25 protein-coding genes are annotated in these 25,995 nt (G+C 70.7%); 6 read left to right on the top strand and 19 right to left on the bottom strand.

From position 1 onward, the window contains the following. Window positions 1-4: 4 nt before the first annotated feature. The 8 genes from ACQP2F_RS10490 to ACQP2F_RS10455 are packed head-to-tail and all read right to left on the bottom strand — an operon-like array spanning window position 5 to window position 6,520. Complete coding sequence (locus ACQP2F_RS10490; protein ID WP_433302897.1) at window positions 5-466, bottom strand: metal-sulfur cluster assembly factor; 462 nt, start codon at window positions 464-466, stop codon at window positions 5-7. Next, complete coding sequence (sufU, locus tag ACQP2F_RS10485; RefSeq protein ID WP_433307441.1) at window positions 463-918, bottom strand: Fe-S cluster assembly sulfur transfer protein SufU; 456 nt, start codon at window positions 916-918, stop codon at window positions 463-465. The genes ACQP2F_RS10490 and sufU overlap by 4 nt, the downstream gene beginning before the upstream one ends. Then, on the bottom strand, window positions 915-2,144 hold the full coding sequence (locus ACQP2F_RS10480; RefSeq protein WP_433302895.1) for a cysteine desulfurase: 1,230 nt from the start codon (window positions 2,142-2,144) through the stop codon (window positions 915-917). The genes sufU and ACQP2F_RS10480 overlap by 4 nt, the downstream gene beginning before the upstream one ends. Before the next feature lie 2 nt (window positions 2,145-2,146). Continuing rightward, window positions 2,147-2,908, bottom strand: coding sequence for a Fe-S cluster assembly ATPase SufC (sufC, locus tag ACQP2F_RS10475; RefSeq protein WP_433302893.1), 762 nt, complete (start codon window positions 2,906-2,908; stop codon window positions 2,147-2,149). Then, entirely contained in the window at window positions 2,905-3,237 is a 333-nt protein-coding gene (locus ACQP2F_RS10470) for a non-heme iron oxygenase ferredoxin subunit (RefSeq protein WP_433302892.1), read from the bottom strand. The genes sufC and ACQP2F_RS10470 overlap by 4 nt, the downstream gene beginning before the upstream one ends. Then, window positions 3,234-4,367: a Fe-S cluster assembly protein SufD gene (gene sufD / locus ACQP2F_RS10465; RefSeq protein ID WP_433302891.1), complete on the bottom strand. Its 1,134-nt coding sequence runs from the start codon at window positions 4,365-4,367 to the stop codon at window positions 3,234-3,236. The genes ACQP2F_RS10470 and sufD overlap by 4 nt, the downstream gene beginning before the upstream one ends. Before the next feature lie 3 nt (window positions 4,368-4,370). Next, window positions 4,371-5,792 carry a Fe-S cluster assembly protein SufB gene (sufB, locus tag ACQP2F_RS10460; protein WP_433302889.1) on the bottom strand — a complete coding sequence of 474 codons (1,422 nt, stop codon included), beginning with the start codon at window positions 5,790-5,792 and terminating at the stop codon, window positions 4,371-4,373. After that, the gene (locus ACQP2F_RS10455) at window positions 5,789-6,520 is read right to left on the bottom strand and encodes a helix-turn-helix transcriptional regulator (protein WP_433302887.1); all 732 of its coding nucleotides are present in this window, start codon (window positions 6,518-6,520) and stop codon (window positions 5,789-5,791) included. The genes sufB and ACQP2F_RS10455 overlap by 4 nt, the downstream gene beginning before the upstream one ends. A 107-nt stretch (window positions 6,521-6,627) precedes the next feature. Between ACQP2F_RS10455 and ACQP2F_RS10450 the strand changes: the two genes are divergently transcribed. Then, window positions 6,628-7,572: a COX15/CtaA family protein gene (locus ACQP2F_RS10450; protein WP_433302885.1), complete on the top strand. Its 945-nt coding sequence runs from the start codon at window positions 6,628-6,630 to the stop codon at window positions 7,570-7,572. 1,658 nt (window positions 7,573-9,230) lie between these two features. Here the strand turns inward: ACQP2F_RS10450 and ACQP2F_RS10445 are convergent. The 3 genes from ACQP2F_RS10445 to ACQP2F_RS10435 form a co-directional block, all read right to left on the bottom strand. Further along, a complete protein-coding gene (locus tag ACQP2F_RS10445) occupies window positions 9,231-10,130 on the bottom strand; it encodes an ATP-grasp domain-containing protein (protein ID WP_433302883.1) in 900 nt (299 codons plus the stop codon). Window positions 10,131-10,138: 8 nt separating this feature from the next. Further along, window positions 10,139-10,432, bottom strand: a complete 294-nt coding sequence (locus ACQP2F_RS10440; RefSeq protein ID WP_433302882.1) for a hypothetical protein — start codon at window positions 10,430-10,432, stop codon at window positions 10,139-10,141. 182 nt (window positions 10,433-10,614) lie between these two features. After that, a complete protein-coding gene (locus tag ACQP2F_RS10435) occupies window positions 10,615-11,553 on the bottom strand; it encodes a heme o synthase (RefSeq protein ID WP_433302880.1) in 939 nt (312 codons plus the stop codon). 319 nt (window positions 11,554-11,872) lie between these two features. Here ACQP2F_RS10435 and tkt point away from each other — a divergent pair, with 319 nt between their 5' ends. From tkt to pgl, 5 genes are all read left to right on the top strand, one after another. Beyond that, window positions 11,873-13,927: a transketolase gene (gene tkt, locus ACQP2F_RS10430; protein WP_433307439.1), complete on the top strand. Its 2,055-nt coding sequence runs from the start codon at window positions 11,873-11,875 to the stop codon at window positions 13,925-13,927. A 15-nt stretch (window positions 13,928-13,942) separates the two neighbouring features. Beyond that, window positions 13,943-15,079 (top strand): transaldolase, encoded by a 1,137-nt coding sequence (gene tal / locus ACQP2F_RS10425; protein WP_433302879.1) that lies wholly within the window; start codon window positions 13,943-13,945, stop codon window positions 15,077-15,079. An 89-nt stretch (window positions 15,080-15,168) separates the two neighbouring features. Next, on the top strand, window positions 15,169-16,686 hold the full coding sequence (gene zwf, locus ACQP2F_RS10420) for a glucose-6-phosphate dehydrogenase (protein WP_433302877.1): 1,518 nt from the start codon (window positions 15,169-15,171) through the stop codon (window positions 16,684-16,686). Continuing rightward, window positions 16,683-17,696: a glucose-6-phosphate dehydrogenase assembly protein OpcA gene (locus ACQP2F_RS10415; protein WP_433302876.1), complete on the top strand. Its 1,014-nt coding sequence runs from the start codon at window positions 16,683-16,685 to the stop codon at window positions 17,694-17,696. The genes zwf and ACQP2F_RS10415 overlap by 4 nt, the downstream gene beginning before the upstream one ends. Window positions 17,697-17,761: 65 nt before the next feature. Beyond that, entirely contained in the window at window positions 17,762-18,484 is a 723-nt protein-coding gene (gene pgl, locus ACQP2F_RS10410; protein ID WP_433302875.1) for a 6-phosphogluconolactonase, read from the top strand. A 12-nt stretch (window positions 18,485-18,496) separates the two neighbouring features. Here pgl and ACQP2F_RS10405 read toward each other — a convergent pair whose 3' ends face one another. From ACQP2F_RS10405 to rapZ, 8 genes are all read right to left on the bottom strand, one after another. Then, window positions 18,497-18,838, bottom strand: a complete 342-nt coding sequence (locus tag ACQP2F_RS10405; protein WP_433302873.1) for an RNA polymerase-binding protein RbpA — start codon at window positions 18,836-18,838, stop codon at window positions 18,497-18,499. 127 nt (window positions 18,839-18,965) lie between these two features. Continuing rightward, window positions 18,966-19,223: a preprotein translocase subunit SecG gene (gene secG, locus ACQP2F_RS10400; protein WP_433302872.1), complete on the bottom strand. Its 258-nt coding sequence runs from the start codon at window positions 19,221-19,223 to the stop codon at window positions 18,966-18,968. An 85-nt stretch (window positions 19,224-19,308) separates the two neighbouring features. Then, window positions 19,309-20,100, bottom strand: coding sequence for a triose-phosphate isomerase (gene tpiA / locus ACQP2F_RS10395; protein WP_433302870.1), 792 nt, complete (start codon window positions 20,098-20,100; stop codon window positions 19,309-19,311). Continuing rightward, window positions 20,100-21,296 carry a phosphoglycerate kinase gene (locus ACQP2F_RS10390; RefSeq protein ID WP_433302868.1) on the bottom strand — a complete coding sequence of 399 codons (1,197 nt, stop codon included), beginning with the start codon at window positions 21,294-21,296 and terminating at the stop codon, window positions 20,100-20,102. The genes tpiA and ACQP2F_RS10390 overlap by 1 nt, the downstream gene beginning before the upstream one ends. A gap of 6 nt (window positions 21,297-21,302) precedes the next feature. After that, complete coding sequence (gap, locus tag ACQP2F_RS10385; RefSeq protein ID WP_433302866.1) at window positions 21,303-22,298, bottom strand: type I glyceraldehyde-3-phosphate dehydrogenase; 996 nt, start codon at window positions 22,296-22,298, stop codon at window positions 21,303-21,305. 382 nt (window positions 22,299-22,680) lie between these two features. Further along, window positions 22,681-23,661 carry a DNA-binding protein WhiA gene (gene whiA / locus ACQP2F_RS10380; protein ID WP_097322458.1) on the bottom strand — a complete coding sequence of 327 codons (981 nt, stop codon included), beginning with the start codon at window positions 23,659-23,661 and terminating at the stop codon, window positions 22,681-22,683. Window positions 23,662-23,720: 59 nt separating this feature from the next. Further along, window positions 23,721-24,695, bottom strand: coding sequence for a gluconeogenesis factor YvcK family protein (locus tag ACQP2F_RS10375; RefSeq protein WP_433302863.1), 975 nt, complete (start codon window positions 24,693-24,695; stop codon window positions 23,721-23,723). A gap of 152 nt (window positions 24,696-24,847) precedes the next feature. Then, complete coding sequence (gene rapZ, locus ACQP2F_RS10370) at window positions 24,848-25,756, bottom strand: RNase adapter RapZ (protein WP_433302861.1); 909 nt, start codon at window positions 25,754-25,756, stop codon at window positions 24,848-24,850. Window positions 25,757-25,995 lie beyond the last annotated feature (239 nt).

Genomic DNA, 25,995 nt, shown 5'->3' with positions numbered 1-25,995 from the left:
AGAGCTAGACGTTGAAACCGAGCGCCCGCAGCTGCTCGCGACCGTCGTCGGTGATCTTGTCGGGACCCCACGGCGGCAGCCACACCCAGTTGATCCGGAAGTCCTGCACCAGGCCGCCACCGGGGCCGGTGGTCAGGGCCGAGCGCGTCTGGTCCTCGATCACGTCGGTGAGCGGGCAGGCGGCCGAGGTGAGCGTCATGTCCAGGGTCACGACGTTGTCGTCGTCGACGAACGTGCCGTACACCAGGCCGAGGTCCACCACGTTGATGCCGAGCTCGGGGTCGACGACGTCCTTCATCGCCTCCTCGATGTCCTCGACGGAGGCCTTCTTCACCGCGACGCCCGAAGCGGGGGCCGGATCGGCGGCCGCGTTGAGATCCACGTCGGGCGCCTCGCCCGCCGTGCCCGCGGCCGCGCGCTCCTCGGCCAGCCAGGCGGGAGTCTCGTCGGTAACGTTGTCAGTCATGCCTTCACCTCCGGGCTCACGCCCACGTCCACACCCGCACGCGCCGCCGCGTCCTTGAAAGCCATCCACGGCAGCAGCGCGCACTTGACCCGGGCCGGAAACTTGGCCACCCCGGCGAACGCCACCGCGTCCTCGAGCACATCCTCGTCCGGCTCGACCTGCCCGCGGCCCTGCATCAGCCGCACGAACGCCTCGTGAATCGCGCCGATCTCGGCCGCCGACTTCCCGACCAGCAGCTCGTGCAGGACGGAAGCCGAGGCCTGCGAGATCGAGCACCCGACTCCATCGTACGAAATATCGGAAAAATCGGATTGCACGCGTACGGTGATCTCGTCCCCGCACGTCGGGTTCACGTGGTGCGCCTCGCCCGAGTACGGATCCCGCAGCCCACGGCCGTGCGGGTGCTTGTAGTGGTCGAGGATGATCTCCTGATACAGCCCGTCGAGCATCAGCCGAACACCTTTCGCACCTGGTCGAGCCCCCGCGCCAGCGCATCGATCTCGTCCGTCGTCGTGTACAGGTAGAACGACGCCCGCGTCATGGCCGGCACCCCGAACCGGGCACAGGTCGGCTTCGCGCAGTGGTGACCCACCCGCACCTCCACGCCGAGCGCGTCCAGGATCTGACCGACGTCGTGCGGGTGCACCCCGTCCACCGCGAACGAGAGCGTTCCCCCACGGCCTTCGGGAGTCGCCGGCCCGAAGATCCGCACACCCGGCACATCGGCGAGAGCCTTCAGCGCGTACGCGGTGATGTCCTGCTCGTGCTGGTGGATCGCCTCCATGCCGAGACCGCTCAGGTAGTCCACCGCCGCGCCCAGCCCGATCGCCTCGGCGATCGGCGGCGTCCCCGCCTCGAACCGGGCCGGCGGCGCCGCATAGGTCGTGCCCGCCATCGTGACCGTCTCGATCATCGAACCGCCACCGAGGAACGGCGGCATCTTGGCCAGCAGGTCGAACCGCCCCCACAGCACGCCGATGCCGGTCGGCCCGAGCATCTTGTGCCCGGTGAACGCGATGAAGTCCACGCCCAGCCCGCGCACGTCGACCGGCAGGTGCGGCACCGACTGCGAGCAGTCCAGCGCCACCAGCGCGCCGACCTCCTTCGCCCGCGCGGTGATCCGCGAGACGTCGTTGATCGTGCCCAGCGTGTTCGACATGTGGACGACCGACACGATCCTGGTGCGCTCGTTGATCAAGTCGTCCAGCGACGACTCGTCCAGGCGCCCCTCGTCGGTGATGCCGAACCAGCGCAACGTCGCGCCGGTCCGCTCGGCCAGCAGCTGCCACGGGACGATGTTCGAGTGATGCTCCATCTCGGAGATCACGATCTCGTCGCCCGGCTTCAGCGCCAGCAGCTGACCGGCGGAGTGCGCGACCAGGTTGAGCGCCTCGGTCGAGTTCTTGGTGAAGACGATCTCGTCGGGGGTGCCGGCGTTGACGAAGGCCGCGATCTTGGCGCGGGCCTCCTCGTACGCCGTCGTGGCCTCGGTGCCGAGCGTGTGCACCGAGCGGGAGACGTTGCCGTTGTGCCGCTCGTGGTGCACGCGCATCGCGTCCAGCACCTGACGCGGTTTCTGCGAGGTGTTGGCGCTGTCCAGGTAGACCAGCGAGTGCCCGTTGATCTCTCGGGAAAAGATCGGGAAGTCCGCCCGGATCCGGGCCACGTCGAAGGCCATGGTCAGACCCGCGCCGCCACGTAGCGCTCGTAGCCCTCGGCTTCCAGCTGCTCGGCCAGTTCCGGCCCGCCCTCCTGCACGATCTTGCCGGCCACGAAGACGTGCACGAAGTCCGGCTTGATGTAGCGCAGGATGCGGGTGTAGTGGGTGATCAGCAGCAGGCCGGTGTCGCCGGTCGCGCGCACCCGGTTCACGCCCTCGCTGACGATGCGCAACGCGTCGATGTCGAGGCCGGAGTCGGTCTCGTCGAGGATCGCCACCTTCGGCTTGAGCAGCTCGAGCTGCATAATCTCGTGGCGCTTCTTCTCGCCGCCGGAGAAGCCCTCGTTGACGTTGCGCTGGGCGAACGCCGGGTCCATCTGCAGCTTCTCCATCGCGCCGCGCAGCTCGCCGGCCCAGGTGCGCAGCTTCGGCGCCTCGCCGTCGATCGCGGTCTTGGCGGTACGCAGGAAGTTCGCGACCGAGACGCCGGGAACCTCGACCGGGTACTGCATCGCCAGGAAGAGGCCGGCCCGCGCCCGCTCGTCCACGGTCATGGCCAGCACGTCGTCGCCGTCCAGGGTCACCGAGCCGCCGGTGATCTCGTACTTCGGGTGGCCCGCGATCGAGTACGCCAGCGTCGACTTGCCCGAGCCGTTCGGACCCATGATCGCGTGGGTCTCGCCGGCCTTCACGGTGAGGTCGACCCCGGCCAGAATCGGCTTCAGCTCGCCGTCGGGCAGCTTCACCGACACCTTCAGGTCGCGGATCTCCAGGGTGCTCACGGGTTGACTCCATTGCTCGGTGTGGTCGAAACGTAGAGGTCGCCGTCGCGGATCTCGACGGCGAAGGTGGCCACCGGCTCGGTGGCGGGCAGACCGGTGGGCTCGCCGGTGCGCAGGTCGAAACGGGAGCCGTGCAGCCAGCACTCGAGCGTGCAGCCGTCGACCTCACCCTCGGAGAGCGCGACGGCGGCGTGACTGCATTCATCCCGTACGGCGTAGAAGTTGTCGTCGTCGGCATGCACCACCGCGACATCGACGCCGGAGATCTCCACCGAGATCGCCGAGCCCTTCGCGATGTCGGCGGCCGCGCCGACCAGCTCGAAACTCACGCGCCGACCTCGCCCAGCCGCGCCTCGATGGCATCGCCCAGACGCTCGCGCAGCTCCTCGACCGGAATCTTGTTGATCAGCTCGACGAAGAAGCCCCGCACGACCAGCTTGCGCGCCTCGCGCTCGGGGATGCCGCGAGCCATCAGGTAGAACAGCTGCTCGTCGTCGAAGCGGCCGGTCGCGCTCGCGTGCCCGGCGCCGACGATCTCGCCGGTCTCGATCTCCAGGTTCGGCACGGAGTGGGCGATCGCCCCGTCCGTCAGAATCAGGTTCCGATTGATCTCGTACGTGTCGGTGCCGGTCGCCGCGGCGCGGATCAGCACGTCGCCGACCCACACCGTCTTCGTCGTCGCGCCCTGCAGCGCCCCGCGGTAGCCCACGTAGCTGCGGCAGTCCGGCACCGAGTGGTCGACCAGCTGGCGGTGCTCGAAGTGCTGGGCCGTGTCCGCGAAGTACAGGCCCCAGAGCTCGGCGTCGCCGCCGCGTCCGGCGTACTCGACGCTGGTGTACTGGCGGACCAGGTCACCGCCCAGCGCCACCTGCACGTGCTGCACCCGGGCGTCCTTGCCGACCCGGAACTTCACGTGCTGGGCCTGCACCGCGCCCGCGTCCCACTCGGCCAGGGTCACGAACGTCAGCTGCGCGCTGTCGCCGATCACCACCTCGACGTTGTCGGCCAGCGTCGCCGTACCGGTCTGCTCCAGAACGATCGTGACCTTGGCGAACGCGCCCACCTTGACCAGCGTCCGGGCCCCGGCGGCATCGCCGCCCTTACCGACCAGGCGCACCACGACGGCCTCGTCCGGCGACGTCTCCGGTGCCACCTCGATCAGCGTGACGCCGTCGGCCGAGCCGTAGGCCAGCGCCGAGATCCGGTCGAACGGGGTGAGCACCGCCTCCGCGTTCTCCTGCTTGGCGACCGAGACGCCGGCCGGCAGCTCGCCGTGCTCCACCGCCGGCGCGACACCGCCCAGCTTCGACGCCGTGACCAGCTCGCCGAGCCGCTTGAGCGGGGTGAACCGCCACTCCTCCTCGAGCCCGTTGAGGGCCGGGAAGTCGGCGACGTCGAACGACCGCAGCACCTGCGACTTGGTGCTGGGCGGTGCTGCACTCAAAGTTTCCGTGGTCATTGCTTAGCCGACCGCGCCTTCCATCTGAAGCTCGATAAGACGGTTGAGTTCGAGGGCGTACTCCATCGGCAGCTCCTTGGCGATCGGCTCGATGAAGCCCCGCACGATCATCGCCATCGCCTCGTCCTCGGTCAGGCCGCGGCTCATCAGGTAGAAGAGCTGGTCCTCACTCACCTTGGAGACGGTCGCCTCGTGCCCCATCGCCACGTCGTCCTCGCGGATGTCGACGTAAGGGTAGGTGTCCGACCGGGAGATGGTGTCGACAAGGAGTGCGTCGCACTTGACCGTGCTCTTGGAGTGCGAGGAGCCCTCCAGCACCTGCACGAGACCGCGGTAGGAGGTGCGGCCACCGCCGCGGGCGATCGACTTCGAGACGATCGTGCTCGACGTGTACGGCGCGGCGTGCACCATCTTGGCGCCGGCGTCCTGGTGCTGGCCCTCGCCCGCCATCGCGACGCTCAGCACCTCGCCCTTGGCGTGCGGGCCGGTCATGTAGACGGCCGGGTACTTCATCGTCACCTTGGAGCCGATGTTGCCGTCGATCCACTCCATGGTCGCGCCCTCTTCGCAGGTGGCGCGCTTGGTGACCAGGTTGTAGACGTTGTTCGACCAGTTCTGGATGGTCGTGTACCGGCAGCGGGCGTTCTTCTTGACGATGATCTCGACGACCGCCGAGTGCAGCGAGTCGGACGAGTAGATCGGCGCGGTGCAACCCTCGACGTAGTGCACGTAGGCGCCCTCGTCGACGATGATCAGGGTCCGCTCGAACTGGCCCATGTTCTCCGTGTTGATCCGGAAGTAGGCCTGCAGCGGGATCTCCACGTGCACGCCCTTCGGCACGTAGATGAACGACCCGCCCGACCACACGCTGGTGTTCAGCGCGGCGAACTTGTTGTCGCCGACCGGGATCACCGTGCCGAAGTACTCCTTGAAGATGTCCTCGTGCTCCTTGAGGGCGGTGTCGGTGTCGAGGAAGACGACACCCTGCTCCTCGAGGTCCTCACGGATCTTGTGGTAGACCACCTCGGACTCGTACTGCGCGGCGACGCCGGCCACGAGGCGCTGCTTCTCGGCCTCGGGGATGCCCAGCTTGTCGTACGTGGCCTTGATGTCCTCGGGCAGGTCGTCCCAGGAGGCGGCCTGCTTCTCGGTGGAGCGCACGAAGTACTTGATGTTCTGGAAGTCGATGCCGGTGAGGTCGGCGCCCCACGACGGCATCGGCTTGCGGTCGAACAGCCGCAGGCCCTTGAGCCGGAGGTTCAGCATCCACTCCGGCTCGTTCTTCTTGGCGGAGATGTCCCGCACCACGGCCTCGGACAGACCGCGCTGCGCACTCGCGCCGGCCACGTCGGCGTCGGCCCAGCCGTACTCGTACTTGCCCAGGGCGGCGAGATGCTCTTCCTGGCTGACGATCTGGTCGGTCATGTATCTGTCCTAACCGTGGTTGCGTTGCTCTTGGTCGTGCCGCGGGCCGGCCCCGGGATGTGCGTGGTGCACACCCCGTCGCCGTGCGCGATGGTGGCGAGACGCTGCACGTGGGTGCCGATGAGCCGGGAGATGACCTCGGTCTCGGCGTCGCACAGCTGGGGGAACTCGGCGGCCACGTGCGCCACCGGACAGTGGTGCTGGCACAGCTGCCCGCCGGACGCGATCGTGGTCGCGTTGGCAGCGTAGCCTTCGGCGGTCAGCGCCTCGGCGAGCGCCTCCGCCCGCTTGATCGGATCGTCGCCGGCCTCGCAGATCGCCTGCCGGCACCGCTCCTCGAGCGCGGCGACCTGGGCCGACGCGAACTCGCTCACCGCCTCCGGCCCGCCACGCTGCGCGATCCAGCGCAGGGCGGCGGTGGCGATGCCATCGTAGAAATGCGGGAACGACTCGCGCGCGGCGGCGGTGAGCACGAACGCCTTGGCCGGCCGGCCCCGCCCGCGCGGCCCCTGGTGACGGACCTCGCGGGTCTCCACCAGCCGCTCGGCCAGCATCGCGTCGAGGTGCTTGCGGATCGCCGCCGGCGACAGCCCGAGCTGGGCGCCGAGCTCGGCCGCAGTGGCGGCGCCACGCTCGAGCAACAACTGGGCGACGCGATCACGGGTGCGACCGTCGGACGCGCTGGCCGCTGCCACCGCACCGCTCCCGATCAACACCTCGTTTTTCACTACGTCAACGTTACGTATTTCGGCGCGGGGCTGCAAACCGGCTTCCCGGTGATCCAGGCCACCGCTCTCTCGCGCCCGCGATTTCGGCCGCCGTGCCCCTGCGTACGATGCGAAAGGTGAGGCTTCCCGCACTGCGCCCGATGGCCCTGGCGTCCCTGATCGCGAACATCGCGCTGGTCGTCACCGGCGCGGCGGTCCGCCTGACCGACTCCGGCCTCGGCTGCCCCACCTGGCCCAAGTGCACCGACGGCTCGTACACGACGACGGCGGCGATGGGCGTCCACGGCGTCATCGAATTCGGCAACAGGCTGCTGGGAATCGTCCTGTTCGTGGTCGCGGTCGCCTGCTTCTGGGCGGCGTGGCGCGAGCGCCCGCGGCGCCGCCGCCAGGTGGCGCTGGCTCTGGCGGTGCTGCTCGGCATCCCCGGGCAGGGCGTGGTCGGCGGCATCACGGTGCTGACCGGCCTCAACCCGTGGGTGGTCGGCCTCCATTTCCTGCTCTCGATGGCGTTGATCTTCTTCGCGTACGCCCTGTGGCACTCGACCGCCGAGGGGGATGGAAAGCCTTTCTTCCTTGTCCCCGCCCCCCTCCGCCACCTCACCCACCTGTTGGCCGCCGTCAGCGCAGCCGTCATCGTCCTCGGCGTGGTCGTGACCGGAAGCGGCCCCCACTCCGGCGACAACGGCGCCAAGCGCAACGGCCTGGACCCCGCCGCCATCGCCCAGGCCCACGCCGACCTGGTGTTCCTGCTGCTGGGCCTGACCGTCGCCGCCTACCTGGCCTTCCGAGCCGTCAACGCCCCCGCGGCCGCCCGAGCCGCCCTGATCCTCCTGGTCATCGAGCTGTCCCAGGGCCTGATCGGCTTCCTCCAGTACTTCACCCACCTCCCCGTGGCCCTGGTAGCCGCCCACATGCTCGGCGCAAGCCTCGTCTGGGCCGGCACAGCCGCCGTCCTGCTAGCCATCCGCGAGCGCCCCTCGATCCCCGCCGAGCCTGCCCACTCCCCCGCCGGCGTGACCCCCGCCCCGGCCGCCCCGGTCCCCACCTCCTAGCCGCTCAAAGCCTCACGCCAGCCCGGCATCGCCGCCCGCCGCCCGCCTGGCATCGCCGCCCGCCGCCCGCCTGGCATCGCCGCCCGCCGCCCGCCTGGCATCGCCGCCCGCCGCCCGCCTGGCATCGCCGCCCGCCGCCCGTCTGGCATCGCCGCCCGCCGCAAGCCTGGGGCCGCCGCCAGCGTGCTGCCACGCGGGGAGACCTGATGAGTTCCCGCCACCTGACCAGCCCGATGTCATCAAGATTCCGGGTGTCGGCAGCTCGCAATCTCGCAACGCCGCAACCTTGAGGAGTTGCCGCCTCCGGCGAGCAGGAGCTCATCACCCTTCCGGCACGACCTCGGGCGGCGCTGCGCTCATCGGCACGAGCGGGCTCCCTGCCCACCCACACTGACCGCCACCCTCGGAGCTTGGGCCTAAGGGCAGCAACGGGCCGCAAACAGCCCAGCCACGCAGCGCCCGTGGCCATGGCAGCCCACCTCGGCCATCCCGCCACCGCAACCGGCCCCACACAGCCCGGCACGCCGGCACAGGGGGCGCCGGCACAGGGGGCCGCCGGCACAGGGGGCCGCCGGCACAGGGGGCCGCCGGCACAGGGGCCGCCGGCACAGGGGGCCGCCGGCACAGGGGGCCGCCGGCACAGGGGGCCGCCGGCACAGGGGGCCGCCGGCACAGGGGGCGGCCGGCACAGGGGGCCGCCGGGACCCGCCTGCCGCGAGGACGGTTGAGGCTCCGGCCAAGCGTCGGCCCGCCGCGAAGACGGCAGAGATACCGGCCAAGAGCCGGCACGTCGCGGGGATGGCGGAGATTCCCACCGACACCGGCCGGCCGAAGGCTGCGGAGCTCCCGCCGGCACCGGCCGGCGCAGTGGACGGTGTCGGCGGGACGGTGGCCGCTCAGGGAGACGATGAGCGGCCACCCGCTCGCGCAATGAGCTCTGTCCTGAAGCTCACCTCCTTTCTGGACGCGTCGCCGGAGAGGGTGCGACGCGGTCCTCCTTGCTGTGGCGGATCGGGCGCGCGGCCCGGCCGGCCGGCTTCGGCCACCGCGCCGCCCCGGGGGAGCCGGAGCGGCCGGGACTTGTGTCGTCCCGAGGGTCCGGCGCCGCGGCGACCGGGAGCCTGGTCGCGGCGGCGGGCCCGGCGGGTGGCCGAAGCGCGATCACCCGCGTCGGCTCGGCGGGAAACGGCGCCGGCGGGTGATGGGTGCGACTCGGGTGGCGGCGCCCGTACGGCGGGCTGAGACGGACGATCGCTCGTCCGGGCAGGGTCAGCCCGGCGCCCGCCGGGCGGTCGGCGATCGACCGCCGATCAAGTGCGGCCATCGGCGGGACGGAAGGCGAAAGGAGAAGCGGGACGAGGAGCGCGACGAGAGCCGGGATCCCCACCGGGGTAATACGTGGGAGGAGATGAAGGTGCTGCTGGTGAGATGCATGGGAGCAGCGTGACCGCTGGGGCCGATCAATGGCGGAAAACTTTGCGGCCTGTGGACGACACGCCATGTCGTCCACAGGGGTCTACTCCGCCGCCCAGGTCAGAGCACTTCGCCGGCGCGAGAAAGAGGGCGCGGAGAAAGGCGACGCGAGGCGGGCGAGAAGGCGAAGGGCGGGAAGCCGAGGCGCGAGAAGCCGGAGGGCGAGAAGCCGAAGGGCGAGAAGCCTAAAGGCGCGCGACGACGGCGTCGGCCAGGCGGTCGGCGGCGCCGGGGGCGGTGCGCAGGAACAGGGACGGCTCGGTGAGCTCGAGCTCCAGCAGCAGCGGGTCGCCCGACGGGCCGGTGATCACGTCGACGCGGGCGTAGAGCAGGCGGGCCGGGCCGCCGGGGACGGCGGCCAGGGCCTTCTGGGCCACGGCCAGGTCGGCCGCGGTCGGCACGCGGGCGGAGATGTCCTCGCTGCCGGGGTCGATCTTGCCCTCGTCCGGACCGGTCAGCATGGGGCCCTTCCGGGCGGCGTGGCTGAACGTGAGCGGGCCGCCGGGGGCCGCGAAGAACAGCAGGGCGGTCTCGCCCTCGGTGTCCACGGCGGTGAGGTACGGCTGGATCATCGCGGTGCGGCCGGCCGCGGTCAGCCTGGCCACGTGGGCGGCGGCGAGCGACGCCTGCGTGGGCAGGGCGTAGCGGCCGGTGTCCTGGCTGCCGGCGCTGACGGTGGGCTTGACGACCCACTCGCCGGCGGCCGGCGGCGTCCACGTTTCACCAGGCGCCACAAAGGTCGTCGGCGTCACCGGGACACCCAGTGCGGCCAGATCGGCGAGATACCGCTTGTCGGTGTTCCACTCCACGATGTCCGCCGGGTTGAACAGGCGCGGCACCCGGTGCGCCCAGGCTACGAAGTCGGCGCGGCGGGGCACGTAGTCCCAGGGCGACCGGAGCATCGCCAGATCGAAGCCGGCCCAGTCGACCGTGGGGTCGTCCCACCGTACGGCCGCGGCTTGGACGCCTCGCGCGAGAAGCGCGTCGCGCAAGGGAAAGTCATCGTCCCAGAGGGACGGAAAGAGATCGCAGGTAACGAGAGCGACCCGGGAGGACTCCCGGGTCGCCTGGTGGTCGGGGGACATTGACAAGATCAGCGGGCCATGCTCCGGCGCGACATCGAGCGCCACAGGTCGTTGCTGGGTCGCATCTGCTCGAGGAGCTCGCGCTCCCACTCGTTCTCCACCTCGACGCCGGCGCTCTCGCACGCCTGACGAGCGACATCCGTGCCGTCGGCGAACTGGTCGGACCACTCGCCGTCCTGGCCGACGAGGACAATGCGGGCACCACGCTTGCCGACGTACTCGATGACCGCCTTGGCACCACCGTGTCCGGCGGCGAAGGACTTGATCCCCGCGGTCAGTGTCGTATCGGAACCTTGAGCCATGACGGGCAGCCTAAGCATCCAAGACGCCGGAGCAAGCACCATCCGGTGCATTTTGTGATGCCAATTACCTGCGGGTTTAGCTGGTCACCGCATTGGTATGAGCCAATTGCGCCCGAATTGCCCCATCAACAAGTTTCCATCGATGGGGTGACTGACCGTAACCTCAAACCGGGCGAAAAAGGTCAGACAAGCGCGTCCACCGCGACCGCGATGAACAAGATCGTGAGGTACGTGATGGACCAGTGGAACAACCGCATCGGCTTCGTCGGCTCGCCCTTGCGGGTACGCCGGACCAGGAGGAACGCCTCGCCGAGGAACAAAGCTCCGGTGACGATCGCGGTGATCCCGTAGATCGGGCCGAGGCCGAGCGGCCACGCGGCGAGCGACGCGGCGACCGTCAGCACGGTGTAGAGGACGATCTCCGCGTTGACCCGGGCGACCGAGCGGACTACAGGGAGCATCGGCACGCCGGCCCGGGCGTAGTCGTCCTTGTACTTGATGGCGAGCGCATAGAAGTGCGGCATTTGCCAAAAGAACACAACCGCGAAAAGCGCCCACGCGAGAGCCGACACCGAGCCGGTCACCGCGGCCCATCCGATGATCACCGGAGCCGAGCCGCAGATGCCGCCCCAGAAGGTGTTGGCCGGGGTGCGCCGCTTCAGCCAGAGCGTGTAGACGACGTCGTAGTAGAAGATGGCCCCGGCCGTCAGTGCGGTCGCCAGCCAGTTGGTGAAGACCGCCATCAGCGCGACCGAGACCACCGCGAGGGTCAGTCCGAAGATCAGCACCGAACGCGGGGTGACCGTGCCGTCCGGCAGCGGGCGCCGCTTGGTGCGCCGCATCAGCTGGTCGATGTCGCGGTCGATGTAGCAGTTCAGCGCGCTGGCGGCGCCGCCCGCCAGAGCCCCGCCGACCAGCACCGCGGCCAGCGTGCGCAGGTCGGGCCAGCCGCCCGCGGCGAGCATCAGGGCCGGGACCGTGGTCACCAGCAGCAGCTCGACGATCTGCGGCTTGGTCAGTGCCAGGTACGCCCGCAGCAGCGCGACCGGGTCGCGGCGCGCCGCGGAAAGGGGAGCCTCCGGCGTCCGTCCTGGAGCGGGACGCTCGGTGATCATGCTCACGGACAGCCACCTTCCGGCATCGGCACCAGCCACCATCACGGCCGCAGCCGGCGGCGCGCTCGGACAGCCTACGCTCAGCCGAAGGCGCTGCTCCGGCGGCCCGGCGCAGGTGCGGGCGATCACACGCGGCGTGTCCGCTCTCAGCGTATGGGCCTGAAGCGTTCCCGGGGCGCGGGTTTACGGCAAGTAGATAGGGTCAACCTCAAAAGGGTTCCTAATCCATGCCCCGAGGAGCACAACCGACGTGGCTGCCACAGATCCTGCTCTCAATTGGTCCGACCTCGACCGCAAAGCGGTGGACACCGTCCGGGTGCTGGCCATGGACGCCGTCGAGAAGGCCGGCAACGGTCACCCCGGTACGGCCATGAGCCTCGCGCCGGCCGCCTACCTGCTGTTCAACCGCGTCATGCGGCACGACCCGACGGACCCGAACTGGCCCGGCCGCGACCGCTTCGTGCTCTCCTGTGGGCACTCCAGCCTCACCCTCTACATTCAGCTCTACCTCTCCGGCTACAGCCTCGCGCTCGACGACCTGAAGGCGCTGCGCCAGTGGGACTCGCTGACCCCCGGTCACCCCGAGTTCGGCCACACGCCCGGCGTCGAGATCACCACCGGCCCGCTCGGCCAGGGCATCGGCAACGCGGTCGGCATGGCCATGGCGGCCCGCCGCCAGCGCGGCCTGTTCGACCCGGACGCGGCCGCCGGTGACTCGCCGTTCGACCACCACGTGTACGCGCTGTGCTCCGACGGCGACATCGAGGAGGGCGTCAGCCACGAGTCGAGCGCCATCGCCGCGGTGCAGAAGCTGGGCAACCTCACGCTGATCTACGACGACAACGAGATCTCCATCGAGGACGACACCCGGATCGCCAAGAGCGAGGACGCGGGCGCGCGCTACGAGGCGTACGGCTGGCACGTCCAGACCGTCTCCTGGCGCAAGGGCGACCCGGCCAAGGGCGACTACCACGAGGACGTCGAGGCGCTCTGGGACGCGATCCAGACCGCCCGGTCGGTGACCGACCGGCCCTCGTTCATCGTCCTGAAGACGATCATCGGCTGGCCCGCCCCGAACAAGCAGAACACCGGCAAGATCCACGGTTCCGCCCTGGGCGCCGACGAGGTCAAGGCGACCAAGGAGATCCTCGGCTTCGACCCCAACGAGTCGTTCGCCGTCGACCCGGCCGTGCTCGAGCACGCCCACAAGACGGTCGAGCGCGGCCGCGCCGCGCACGCCGAGTGGGACAAGTCGTTCGCCGCCTGGGCGCAGGCCAACGGCGAGCGCAAGGAGCTGTGGGACCGGCTGGCCGCGCGGGCGCTGCCGGACGGCTGGACCAAGTCGCTGCCCGAGTTCCCGGCCGACGCCAAGGGCCTGGCCACCCGCGCCGCCTCGCAGCAGGTGCTCAACGCCCTCGCCCCGGTGCTGCCGGAGCTGTGGGGCGGTTCCGCCGACCTGGCCGAGAGCAACAACACCACGATGAAGGGCGAGCCGTCCTTCATCCCGGCCGAGTACGCGACCAAGGAGTTCCCGGGCAACGAGTACGGCCGGACGCTGCACTTCGGCATCCGCGAGCACGGCATGGGCTCGATCCTCAACGGCATCGTGGCGGACGGGATCACCCGCCCGTACGGCGGCACCTTCCTGGTGTTCTCCGACTACATGCGTGGCGCGGTACGCCTGAGCGCGCTGATGAAGCTGCCGGTGATCTACGTGTGGACGCACGACTCCATCGGCCTCGGTGAGGACGGACCGACCCACCAGCCGATCGAGACGCTGTCCGCGCTGCGCGCCATCGTCGGGCTCAACGTGGTCCGCCCGGCCGACGCCAACGAGACCGCGTACGCCTGGCGCGGCGCCCTCGAGCACACCGACGCCCCGACCGCCCTGGCGCTGAGCCGGCAGAACCTCCCGACGATCGACCGCAGCAGGTACGCGTCGGCCGAGGGCGTCCTCAAGGGCGGTTACATCCTCTCCGAGGCCTCCGGCGGCGAGCCCAAGGTGATCCTCATCGGCACCGGCTCCGAGGTGCAGTACTGCCTCACCGCCCAGGAGCGCCTCGAGGCCGAGGGCACGCCGACCCGGGTGGTCTCGATGCCGTGCCAGGAGTGGTTCTACGCGCAGCCCCAGGCGTACCAGCAGGAGGTCATTCCCCGCGGCGTCAAGGCGCGCGTCACCGTCGAGGCCGGCATCCGGATGAGCTGGGACCGCATCCTCGGCGACGCCGGCGAGCCGGTCAGCATCGAGCACTACGGCGCCAGCGCGCCCGCCAAGATCCTCTTCGAGCAGTTCGGGTTCACCGCGGACAACGTGGTGGCCAAGGCCAACGCCGCCCTGGCCAAGGTCGGCGAGATCACCGGTCACACGACCGGTAACTGAGGGAGTGTTGAAGGCATGACAGATCGGCTGGCCGAGCTCTCCGCCCAGGGTGTGGCGGTCTGGCTCGACGACCTCTCCCGCGTCCGACTGACCAGCGGCTCGCTGAAGAAGATGCTCGACGAGCAGCATGTGGTCGGCGTGACCACGAACCCCAGCATCTTCCAGAAGGCCCTCTCCGACGCCGACGCGTACGACGCCCAGCTCAAGGACCTGGCCGCGCAGCGCGTCACCGTCGAGGAGGCGGTGCGGCTGATGACCGCCCGCGACGTGCGCGACGCGTGCGACGTCGAGCGTCCCGCCTACGACGCCTCGAACGGCGTCGACGGCCGGGTGTCCATCGAGGTCGACCCGCGCAAGGCGCACGAGACCGAGAGCACCGTCGCCGAGGCGAAGACGCTGTGGTGGCTGGTCGACCGGGAGAACCTGTTCATCAAGATCCCGGCGACCCTCGCGGGCCTGCCCGCGATCACCGCCACCCTGGCCGAGGGCATCAGCGTCAACGTGACCCTGATCTTCTCGCTCGAGCGCTACCGGGCGGTGATGGAGGCGTTCCTGGCCGGCATCGAGCAGGCCAAGGCGAACGGCCACGACATCAGCAAGATCGGGTCGGTGGCGTCGTTCTTCGTCTCGCGGGTGGACACCGAGGTCGACAAGCGCCTCGACAAGATCGGCAGCGACGAGGCCAAGGCGCTCAAGGGCAAGGCCGCGATCGCCAACGCGCAGCTGGCGTACGAGGCGTACGAGGAGGTCTTCGGGACCGACCGCTGGAAGGCGCTCGCGTCGGCCGGCGCCCACCCGCAGCGCCCGCTGTGGGCCTCGACGTCGACGAAGAACCCGGAGTACAAGGACACCATCTACGTCGAGGAGCTGATCGCCCCCGGCACGGTGAACACCATGCCCGAGTCGGTCATCAAGGCGTACGCGGACCACGGCGAGACCCGCGGCGACACGATCAGCGGCCAGTACGACGCGGCGCGCAAGGTCTTCACCGACCTGGCCGCCGCCGGCGTCGACTTCGACGACGTCGTGAAGGTCCTCGAGACCGAGGGCGTCGACAAGTTCGAGGCGAGCTGGAAGGAACTGCTCGAGGGCGTCGACAAGTCGCTCAAGGCCGCCTCCGCGGGGTCGTCGAGCCCGAGCGACGCCGCCTGATCCATCCGCCGGGGCCTGCCTCACCTGGTGCGGCGGGCCCCGGCGCACTTCACCTGTGCATGACACCGATAACTGGCAGGATGGACCACGTGGGCAATCCGCTGCGTACCGCACAGGACCGCAGGCTCCCGCGCATCCCGGAGCCGTGCGCTCTGGTGATCTTCGGAGTCACCGGTGACCTGTCCCGAAAGAAGCTCATCCCGGCCGTCTACGACCTGGCCAACCGCGGTCTGCTGCCGCCCGGTTTCGTGGTCCTGGGCTTCGCCCGCCGCGACTGGGGCGACGGCGACTTCGAGTCCCTGGCGCTGGAGGCGGCGAAGAAGGGCGCCCGGACCCCGTGGCGCGAGGACGTCTGGCAGCGCCTGGCCAGCCAGTTCCAGTTCGTGCCCGGCTCGTTCGACGACGACGCCGCATTCGACAACCTGGCGGCCACGCTGGACGACCTGCGCGAGCGCAACGGCATCCCCGGCAACGCCGCCTTCTACTTCTCGATCCCGCCGGCCGCGTTCCCGCTGGTGCTCAATCAGCTCGCCCGCACCGGCATGGCCGACAACGCCAAGTCCGGCGGCTGGCGCCGGGTCGTGGTGGAGAAGCCGTTCGGCAACGACCTGCAGACGGCGATCTCGCTGAACCAGCTCGTCGACGAGGTCTTCACGCCGCAGGACGTCTACCGGATCGACCACTACCTGGGCAAGGAGACGGTCCAGAACATCCTGGCCCTGCGCTTCGCGAACAGCCTGTTCGAGCCGGTGTGGAACTCCAAGTACGTCGACAGTGTCCAGATCACCATGGCCGAGGACGTCGGCATCGGCACCCGGGCCGCGTTCTACGACGCGTCCGGCGCCGCTCGCGACGTGCTGCAGAACCACCTACTGCAGCTGCTGGCGCTGGTGGCGATGGAGGAGCCGACGAGCTTCGACCCCAACGACATCCGCGCCGAGAAGCTCAAGGTGCTCAAGGCGATCTCGCTGCCGAAGGACATCTCCAAGGGCACGGTCCGCGGGCAGTATCTGCCGGGCTGGGTGGCGGGCGAGCGCGCGGTGGGCTACCTCGAGGAGAAGGACATCCCGGCCGACTCGACCACGGAGACGTACGCGGCGGTCCGCCTCGGTATCCAGAACCGGCGCTGGGCGGAGGTGCCTTTCTACGTACGCGTCGGGAAGCGCATGCCACGCCGGGTGACCGAGATCGCGATCCTGTTCAAGCGCGCGCCGCACCTGCCCTTCGACCCGGCCGACGTCGAGATGCTCGGCAACAACCAGCTGGTGATCCGGGTGCAGCCGGACGAGGGCGTGGTGCTCAAGTTCGGCTCCAAGGTGCCGGGCACCGCCATGGAGGTCCGCGACATCGCGATGGACTTCCAGTACGGCGAGGCGTTCACCGAGTCCAGCCCCGAGGCGTACGAGCGGCTCATCCTCGACGTGCTGGTCGGCGACCGCACCCTGTTCCCGGACGCGGCCGAGATCGAGCAGTCCTGGCGGGTCATCGACCCGCTGGAGGCCGCGTGGGCGGGCACCAAGCCGGAGCCGTACCGGGCCGGCGAGTGGGGCCCCCGCGCGTCCGACGAGATGCTGGGCCGCGAAGGTCGTTCCTGGAGGCGAGCATGATCGGACTGTGGGACACCACCGGCAACGAGGTCGTCAAGGCTCTGGCCGCCGAGCGGCGCAGCGCCGGCGGCGTGGCGTCCGGCCTCGCCCTGACCCTGGTCGCCGTGGTCGAGGAGAAGAAGGTCCGCGAGGCCGAGGCGGCGGCCACGATCGCCGCCGCGGCGCACCCGTGCCGCCTGCTCATCGTCGTGCGGTCCGACCTGGAGGGTCGCAGCCGGCTGGACGCCGAGATCGTCGTGGGCGGGCGGCTCGGCCCGGCCGAGGCGGTCGTCATGCGCATGTACGGCCGCCTGGCCCTGCACGCCGAGTCGGTCGTCATGCCGCTGCTCGCCCCGGACGTCCCGGTGGTCACCTGGTGGCACGAGGAGCCGCCGGACGTGATCGCCAACGACTTCCTCGGCGTCGTGGCCGACCGGCGGATCACCGACTGCGCGCAGGCGCCCGACCCGGTGGCCGCGCTCAAGCAGCGCGCCGCCGACTACGCCCCCGGCGACACCGACCTCACCTGGACCCGGATCACGCTGTGGCGCACGCTGGTGGCCGGCGCGTTCGACACCACCGAGGAGCGGGTCACCGGCGCGACCATCGTGGCGCCGGCCAAGGACCCGACCGCCTGGCTGATGAAGGGCTGGCTGCAGTCCCGCCTCGGGATCGAGCCGGTGATGGAGACCACCGACCGCGCGCCGCGCATGCACTCGGTCGAGCTCCAGTGCGCCAACGGCGACTGCGTCCGGGTCACCCGCGAGGAGAACACGGCGCTGTTCAGCCGTACCGGCCAGGAGGACCGCTACATGCCGCTGCCCAAGCGGCCGGTCGGCGACGAGCTCGCCGAGGAGCTGCGCCGGCTCGACGCCGACCAGATCTACTCCGACGCGCTCGGCGCGATGGCCGGGGTCACCGGCCTCGACCAGCGGCCGCCGATGCGGGTGCACGTCTGGAAGGACCCGGCGCTCGCCGCCCGTGCCGACGAAGCCGGCGCGATGGCCGGCCCGGGCGGCACGGCCGCATAACCACACCGAAATCAGCAGGGCCGTCCGCCACCCCGGCGGGCGGCCCTCAGTGCAGGAGGCGATGAATGAGCAAGACCCTGGTCGTGGTGGTACCCGACGCCGACGTCCTGGCCGCCACCGTGGCGTCCCGCCTGGTCGCGAAGATCGTGGACGCGCAGGCCGAGCGTGGCTCCGCGAGCGTCGTGCTGACCGGCGGCCGGATCGCCGCCAAGGTGCTGCGCACGGTCAAGGAGCTGCCGGCGGCGGCCGCGATCGACTGGTCGCGGGTGGACCTGTGGTGGGGCGACGAGCGCTACCTGCCGACCGGCGACCCCGACCGCAACGAGACGCAGGCCCGCGAGGCGCTGCTGGACGTGCTGCCGCTCGACCCGCACCGGGTGCACGCGATGCCGGCCGACGACGGGCAGCCGGCGGAGACGGCGGCGGTCCGCTACGCGAACGAGCTGGCCACCGGCGGCGCCGACGTGCCGCCGTTCGACGTGCTGATGCTCGGCGTCGGCGAGGACGGCCACGTGGCCTCGCTCTTCCCCGGGCATCCGGTGCTGAACGAGACCGGGACCACGGCGGCCGTCCACAACAGCCCGAAGCCGCCGCCGACGCGCATCACGCTGACCATGCCGACGATCCAGACCGCGGACGAGGTGTGGCTGATCGCCGCCGGCCCGGACAAGACCGACGCGGTGGGCGCCGCCCTCGACGGCGACCGGTCCAAGCCGGCCGCGCACGCCACCGGGCGCTCGCGAACCTACTGGCTGCTCGACGAGGCCGCGGCGGCCAAGCGCTCCTAGGCCTTCAGAAGATCATTCGCCGCGGCGCTGGCGGACCTTAGCGAGCGCCTCGGCGAGGATCTTCGCGCCGTCCTCGTCGGACCGGCGCTCCTTGACGTACGCCAGGTGCGACTTGTACGGCTCGGCGCGCAGCCGCCCGGGCGGGTTCTCCCCGTCCAGGCCCGCGGGCTGGCCGCAGCGCGGGCAGTCCCACGTCTCGGGCGCCGGGGCCTCCGCCGCGAACCGGACCTGGCTCGCGTGGCCGGCCGCGCAGAAGTAGATCACCTCACGGCGCGGCGCGGGCTCGCTGCGCTCGTCGGGGCGCATGGGGCTGGACCCGACGCGGCTGCCGCGGATCGCACTGCCACTGGACACGGACGTCACTCCTGTCTCGAGGGGCTTGTCGGAGATGGGCCGGTAACACGGCCGTAACGGGGCAAAAGAAATGCCGCGCGCCCGGCAGAACCGGACGCGCGGCAGATTCTACGACTAAAGGTGCCGGTCAGCTAGAAGGCAGGGCCAAGCGGAGCCAAAGGCCCAGACCGACGATGCAGGCGAACCACACGACGCCGACCAGAACCGTGTAGCGGTCGAGGTTTTTCTCCGCCACCGAGGAGCCGGCCAGGCTGGACGTGACGCCGCCGCCGAACATGCTCGACATGCCGCCGCCCTTGCCGCGGTGCAGCAGGATCAGCAGGGTCAGCACCAAGCTGGTGAGCACCAGCAACACGATCAACGTGTACGCGAACCACATCGGCATGATCGGGTCATTTCTCTCGGAGGACGGACAGCGACAACAATAGCGGGTGCCCGGCCGCCGTCGGCGACCGGGCACACGCCGCTTTTCAGCGAGCCACGTGCTCCCGGAACCGCACGATGGAGGCGAACTCCTCGGCGTCCAGCGAGGCGCCGCCGACCAGCGCGCCGTCCACGTCGGGCTGGGCCATGATTGAGGCGATGTTGGCCGCCTTGACCGAGCCGCCGTACTGGATGCGCACGGCCTCGGCGACCTCGTTGCCGTAGAGCTCGGCGAGCTTCGCCCGCAGCGCCTTGCAGACCTCCTGGGCGTCCTCCGGCGTCGCGGTCTTGCCGGTGCCGATCGCCCAGACCGGCTCGTACGCGACGACGGCCTGCTTCACCTGAGCCGGCGTGAGCCCGGCCAGGCCGGCCTGGAGCTGGTTGGTGCAGTGCGCGACGTGGGTGCCCTCCTCGCGCGTCACCAGGCCCTCGCCCACGCACAGGATCGGCGTGAGACCGGCCGTGAAGGCGGCCTTGACCTTGGCGTTGACCAGCGCGTCGTCCTCGTCGTGGTACTCGCGCCGCTCGGAGTGCCCGGCCAGCACGTACGTGACGTTGAGCTTGGCCAGCATTCCGCCCGCGATCTCGCCGGTGTACGCGCCGCTCGCGTGCTTGGAGACGTCCTGGGCGCCGAGCCCGAGCAGCAGCTTGTCGCCCTCGATCGCGGTCTGCACGCTGCGCAGGGCGGTGAACGGGGGCAGCACCACCGTCTCGACCTCGCCGAGCTGCTGCTCGGTGAGGCTGGCGGCCAGCTTCTGCACCAGGAGGATGGCCTCGAAGTGGTTGAGGTTCATCTTCCAGTTGCCGGCGATGATCGGCTTACGGGTGGTCTCGGTCATCACTTCTCCAGCGCTTCGACACCGGGCAGCTTCTTGCCCTCGAGGTACTCCAGCGAGGCGCCGCCGCCGGTGGAGATGTGCCCGAACGCCGACTCGTCGAGGCCGAGGGTGCGCACGGCCGCGGCCGAGTCACCGCCACCGACCACCGAGAAGCCGTCGATCTTGGTGATGGCCTCGGCGACGCCCCGGGTGCCGGCCGCGAACGGCGCCAGCTCGAAGACGCCCATCGGGCCGTTCCAGAAGACGGTCTTGGCGCTCGAGATCGCCTCGGCGAACAGCGCCACCGACTTGGGCCCGATGTCCAGTCCCAGCCGGTCAGCCGGAATGTCGGAAATGTCGGTTACTTCGTGACCGGCGTCGGCGGAGAACTCGGTCGCCGCGACCACGTCGACCGGCAGGACAATTCGCCCATCGGCCTGCTCCAGCAGCGACGCGCAGGTCGAGATCATCTCTTCCTCGAGAAGTGACTTGCCGACCTCGTGCCCCTGCGCCTTGAGGAACGTGAAGCACATCCCGCCGCCGACGAGCAGCTTGTCGACCTTCGGCAGCAGGGCCTGGATCACGGCCAGCTTGTCGGAGACCTTCGAGCCGCCGAGCACCACCACGTACGGCTGCTCCGGGCTCTCCGAGACGCGCTTGAGCACCTCGACCTCGCGCAGCACCAGCCCGCCCGCGTAGTGCGGGAGGATGGCCGGCACGTCGTAGACCGACGCGTGCTTGCGGTGCACCGCACCGAACGCGTCATCCACGTAGAAGTCCGCGAACTTCGCCAGTTCGCCGGCGAAGGCCGCGCGCTCGGCGTCGTCCTTCGAGGTCTCCCCCGCGTTGAAGCGAAGGTTCTCCAGCAGCAGCACGTCGCCGTCGCCCAGCGCCGCCACCTTGGCCGCCGCGTCTTCACCGACCGTGTCGGCCGCGAAGATCACCGGCGTGCCGAGCAGCTCACCGAGCCGCGTGGCGACCGGGGACAGCGTGTACTTGGGGTCCGGCGCACCCTTCGGGCGGCCCAGGTGCGACATGACGATGACGCGAGCGCCGGCGTCACGCAGCGCCACGAGCGTGGGCAGCACCGCGCGGGCCCGCCCGTCGTCGGTGATGACGCCCGGGTTGTTCTTGTCGAACGGGACGTTCAGGTCGGCGCGCACGAGCACGCGCCGACCCGAGACACCCTCGCCGAGCAGGTCGTCGAGAGTCTTCACGATGCGTCAGCCGACCAGCTTGACCAGGTCGACGAGGCGGTTCGAGTAGCCCCACTCGTTGTCGTACCAGCCGACGACCTTGACCTGGTTGCCGATCACCTTGGTGAGGCCGGCGTCGAAGATGCAGGAGGCCGGGTCGGTGACGATGTCGGCCGACACGATCTGGTCCTCGGTGTAGGTCAGGATGCCCTTGAGCGGCCCGTCGGCGGCGGCCTTGATCGCGGCGTTGACCTCGTCGACCGAGGTCTCCTTGGCGGCCTGGAAGGTCAGGTCGGTGGCCGAGCCGGTCGGGATCGGCACGCGCATCGCGAAGCCGTCGAGCTTGCCCTTGAGCTCCGGCAGCACCAGGCTGACGGCCTTGGCGGCGCCGGTCGAGGTCGGCACCACGTTGAGCGCGGCGGCGCGGGCGCGGCGCAGGTCCTTGTGCGGGCCGTCCTGCAGGTTCTGGTCCTGGGTGTAGGCGTGGATCGTGGTCATCAGGCCACGCTCGATGCCGATCGTGTCGTTGAGCACCTTCGCCATCGGCGCGAGGCAGTTGGTGGTGCAGGACGCGTTCGAGATCACGGTGTGCTTCTCGGCGTCGTACAGGTTGTCGTTCACGCCGACGACGATCGTGATGTCCTCGTTCTTGGCCGGGGCCGAGATGATGACCTTCTTGGCGCCGTTGTCGGCGTGCACCTTGGCCTTGGTCGCGTCGGTGAAGAAGCCGGTCGACTCGATGACCACGTCGGCGCCCAGGTCGCCCCACTTGAGGTTGCCCGGGTCACGGTCGGCGAACGCCTTGAAGGTCTTGCCACCCACGGTGATCTCGTCCGCGGTCGCCTTGACCTCCTGCGGGAGCCGGCCCAGGATCGAGTCGTACTTGAGCAGGTGCGCCAGCGTCGCGTTGTCGGTCAGGTCGTTCACGCCGACGATCTCGATGTCCGCGCCGGAGGCGAGCACCGCCCGGAAGAAGTTGCGTCCGATACGGCCGAAGCCGTTGATGCCAACCCGGATGGTCACAGGTGGATCTCCTCGTTTCGGTCCGCCGGGTTTCGTCGACCGGCGGAGGGTCTGCACGCCGTTCCGGTACCGGTCGGCGTTAGGCGTCCGGCCGAGCGGAATCATGCGCCGCACCAGACTGGCGGCGTCGCAGCGCGGTCGGCCGAACTGCCGGCACCGTCGCCGTCGCCCACGACCCTATCCGAGCCATTCCCAGGTGCAACGGCCGGGTGGGTTACCCGAGAGTGACGAAGGTCCCGCTCCGCGCCAAATCAAAATCACGCGGAAATACGGGATGAACGCCGGGTCCCGCTTCGACAACGCGAGGTAGCTGCACCACCGGGCCGCAGCGCGCCTCTCGCGCGTTGCTTCGGCGCGGGTCCGAAACGTCCCGATGACGCGGTCAGCAGGCCATCATCTCGGGGGTGACGGCGGCCTCGGTGTCGGGGATGCCCAGGTCACGGGCGCGCTTGTCGGCCAGGGCCAGCAGGCGGCGGATGCGGCCGGCGATCGCGTCCTTGGTCAGCGGCGGGTCGGCCAGCGCGCCCAGCTCCTCCAACGACGCCTGCCGGTGCTCGAGGCGCAGCTGGCCGGCCGAGGTCAGGTGGTTCGGCGCCTCGTCGGCCAGGATCTCCAGCGCCCGGGTGACCCGCGCGGCGGCGGCGACCGCGGCCCGGGCCGACCGGCGCAGGTTGGCGTCGTCGAAGTTGGCCAGCCGGTTCGCGGTGGCGCGCACCTCGCGGCGGACCCGGCGCTCCTCCCAGGCCAGCACCGAGGCGTGCGCGCCGATCCGGGTGAGCAGCGCCGCGATCGCGTCGCCGTCCTTGATCACGACCCGGTCGACGCCGCGGACCTCACGCTCCTTGGCGGTGATGCCGATCCGGCGGGCGGCGCCGCGCAGGGCCAGCGCGGCCTCGGGGCCGGGGCAGGTGATCTCGAGCGCCGACGAGCGGCCGGGCTCGGTCAGCGAGCCGTGCGCCATGAACGCGCCGCGCCAGGCCGCCACCGCGCAGCAGACGTTGGCCGAGACGACGTGCGGCGGCAGGCCCCGCACCGGGCGGCCGCGCACGTCGAGCAGGCCGGTCTGCCGGGCCAGGGCCTCGCCGTCCTTGACGATGCGCACGATGTAGTGGCTGCCCTTGCGCAGGCCGCCGCTGGCCAGCACGTGCACCTCGCTCGGGTAGCCGTAGACGTCGGCGATCTCGCGGCGCAGGCGGCGTGCCACCGCGCCGGTGTCGAGCTCGGCCTCGACGACCACGCGCCCGCTGACGATGTGCAGGCCGCCGGCGAACCGCAGCAGCGCCGCCATCTCGGCCCGCCGGCAGCAGGGCTTGGGCACGTCGACCCGGCTCAGCTCGTCCTTGACCGCTGCCGTCATCGCCATCGTGTTGTCACCTCATGCGCCGGATCTTGAACAAAGTTGTGCCGCGACTCGCCTGTTGCTTAACGAGCGGCGCCCAATACTGGCACCAGTGCAACGCCCAACGACTCAGGATCATGCCTGGGGCTGCCATCCGCAACGGCCAAGGGTGCCAACACCAGGCGAGCGCCCATCGATTCCGCGGCCCGGTGCACCGGCTCGGGCTCGCCGACCCACTTGGCGTCGGCCAGTACGGTGTCGACCCGCAGCGCCGGCAGGTACCACCCGAGCGCGGCCAGGTGATCGGCGACCGAGAGCCCGTGCGTCTCGTTGTCGGTGGCCAGGTTGAGCGTCACCAGCCGGCGCGCCGGGCTCGCGATGATCGCCTCGGCCAGCCCCGGCGTGAGCAGGTGCGGGAGCACGCTGGTGTACCAGCTACCGGGACCGAACATGAGCCAGTCGGCGGCCCGGATGGCGTCGATCGCCTGCGAGCAGGTCGGCGGGTCGGCGGGCTCGATGCGTACCGCCTCGACGTGGCCGAGCGCCACCGCGACCGCATGCTGACCACGTACGGTGACCACCGCGCCCGGCCGTTCCGGGTCCGCTCCCAGCACGTCGGCCTCGATGCCGACCGCGTGCCGGGCCATCGGCAGCACCCGGCCCTGCGCCCCGACCATGGCCGCCGCGTGCTCGAGCGCGACGACCGGGTCGCTCAGCATCTCGATGAGCCCGAGCAGCAGCAGGTTGCCGACCGCGTGCCCGGCCAGCGAGTCGTCGCCGGCGAACCGGTGCTGGAACAGCTTCGCGGTGCGCTGCTCGACCGGGTCGTCCCCGGCCAGCGCCGCCAGCGCCTGACGCAGGTCGCCCACCGGCAGCAGCGCGTCCCGCTCGGCGAGCAGCCGCCCGCTGGACCCGCCGTCGTCGCCGACGGTGACGATCGCCGTGATGTCCAGATCGAGCTCGCGCCCGGCGTGCCGCAGCCCCCGGAGCGCGGCCCCCAGCCCGTGCCCGCCCCCGAACGCGACAACGCGCGTGGCACTACCCGCCGCCGGCGCCAAGCGCGCGTCGCCTCCCGCCGCCGGCGCCAAGCGCGCGTCGCCTCCCGCCGCCGGCGTCGGGCGCAAGACGGCTCCCGGCGCCGGCCGCTCGGCCGACCCGCCGCTCACCGCTCGCCCGTCCCGCCGCTGTGCACCGGCCGCGCGTCCCTCCGTCACTCCCGCCCCAGGTCGCGGTGCGAGGCGTGGGCCGACAGCCGCATGTCGCGCAGCTGGGCGGTCAGCTCCTCGGTGATCGCGACGCTGCGGTGCTTGCCGCCGGTGCAGCCGACGGCGACGGTCAGGTAGCGCTTGCCCTCGCGCTCGAAGCCCGGCGCCGTGGCCGCGATGAGACCGGCGTAGGTGCCGACGAAGTCGTGCGCGCCCTCCTGGTCGAGCACGTACTTGCTGACCGCGTCCTCCAGCCCGGTGTGGTCGCGCAGCTCGGGCACCCAGAACGGGTTGGGCAGGAACCGGGCGTCCATCACGTAGTCGGCGTCCGGCGGCAGGCCGTACTTGAAGCCGAACGACAGCACCGTGATGCGCAGCCGCCGCACGTCCTCACCGCCGAACAGCTCCTCGACCCGGCGGCGGAGCTGGTTGACGTTCAAGTGCGAGGTGTCGATGATCACGTCGGCCTGCTCGCGGGCCTCGGCCAGCAGCGTCCGCTCGGCCGCGATGCCGTCGGCCAGCCGCCCGTCGCCCTGCAGCGGGTGCGACCGGCGCACCGACTCGAACCGCCGGATCAGCACGTCGTCGTCGGCGTCGACGAACACGACACGCGGCGAGAACCCGCGGTCCTTGAGCTCCCGCACGGCGCCGGCGAGATCGGTGGAGAACGCGCGGCTGCGCACGTCGAGCACCATGGCCGTACGCTTGGCGGCGCCACCGGCCTGGAAGGCGAGCTGGGCCATGTCGAGCATGAGCGCCTGCGGCAGGTTGTCGACCACGTAGAAGCCGACGTTCTCCAGGGCGCGGGCCACCGTGCTGCGGCCGCCGCCGGAAACGCCGGTCACGACCACCAGGTCGGTGGTCAGCTCGTCCGGATCCACCGTGTCGGGGAACTCCGGCAACGACTCCGTCACGAACGCCTCCCGCGTCGCTTCGCCCGCACCCCATCGGACGGGCACACCATGCTATGCACTCTCATCGGCTCCGCCCGCCGCCGGGTTGAGATCGCCCGCAGCGCCGCGGGAGGCGGCCTCACGACCCACCATGGCCGGGTCGAGCTCGGCCGCGGCCCCCATGGCCGGGTCGAGATCGGCCGCGCCGGCCAGGGGCGAGTCGAGATCGGCCGCGGCCTCGTCCGCCAGCGCGGCCCGCA

It is taken from the genome of Actinoplanes sp. CA-030573, from assembly GCF_050951115.1.
Lineage (GTDB): Bacteria > Actinomycetota > Actinomycetes > Mycobacteriales > Micromonosporaceae > Actinoplanes.
The sequence above is the reverse complement of the archived record's forward strand: the minus strand, read 5'-3'. Positions and strand labels throughout refer to the sequence as shown.

What these genes read in the sequence shown, in the direction of transcription:
- ACQP2F_RS10490 (WP_433302897.1), bottom strand. Translation starts at nt 466, where the DNA reads ATGACTGACAACGTTACCGACGAGACTCCCGCCTGGCTGGCCGAGGAG.
- ACQP2F_RS10480 (WP_433302895.1), bottom strand. Translation starts at nt 2,144, where the DNA reads ATGGCCTTCGACGTGGCCCGGATCCGGGCGGACTTCCCGATCTTTTCC.
- sufD (WP_433302891.1), bottom strand. Translation starts at nt 4,367, where the DNA reads ATGACCACGGAAACTTTGAGTGCAGCACCGCCCAGCACCAAGTCGCAG.
- sufB (WP_433302889.1), bottom strand. Translation starts at nt 5,792, where the DNA reads ATGACCGACCAGATCGTCAGCCAGGAAGAGCATCTCGCCGCCCTGGGC.
- ACQP2F_RS10450 (WP_433302885.1), top strand. Translation starts at nt 6,628, where the DNA reads ATGCGAAAGGTGAGGCTTCCCGCACTGCGCCCGATGGCCCTGGCGTCC.
- ACQP2F_RS10445 (WP_433302883.1), bottom strand. Translation starts at nt 10,130, where the DNA reads ATGTCCCCCGACCACCAGGCGACCCGGGAGTCCTCCCGGGTCGCTCTC.
- ACQP2F_RS10440 (WP_433302882.1), bottom strand. Translation starts at nt 10,432, where the DNA reads ATGGCTCAAGGTTCCGATACGACACTGACCGCGGGGATCAAGTCCTTC.
- tkt (WP_433307439.1), top strand. Translation starts at nt 11,873, where the DNA reads ATGGACGCCGTCGAGAAGGCCGGCAACGGTCACCCCGGTACGGCCATG.
- tal (WP_433302879.1), top strand. Translation starts at nt 13,943, where the DNA reads ATGACAGATCGGCTGGCCGAGCTCTCCGCCCAGGGTGTGGCGGTCTGG.
- ACQP2F_RS10415 (WP_433302876.1), top strand. Translation starts at nt 16,683, where the DNA reads ATGATCGGACTGTGGGACACCACCGGCAACGAGGTCGTCAAGGCTCTG.
- pgl (WP_433302875.1), top strand. Translation starts at nt 17,762, where the DNA reads ATGAGCAAGACCCTGGTCGTGGTGGTACCCGACGCCGACGTCCTGGCC.
- secG (WP_433302872.1), bottom strand. Translation starts at nt 19,223, where the DNA reads ATGCCGATGTGGTTCGCGTACACGTTGATCGTGTTGCTGGTGCTCACC.
- tpiA (WP_433302870.1), bottom strand. Translation starts at nt 20,100, where the DNA reads ATGACCGAGACCACCCGTAAGCCGATCATCGCCGGCAACTGGAAGATG.
- whiA (WP_097322458.1), bottom strand. Translation starts at nt 23,661, where the DNA reads ATGGCGATGACGGCAGCGGTCAAGGACGAGCTGAGCCGGGTCGACGTG.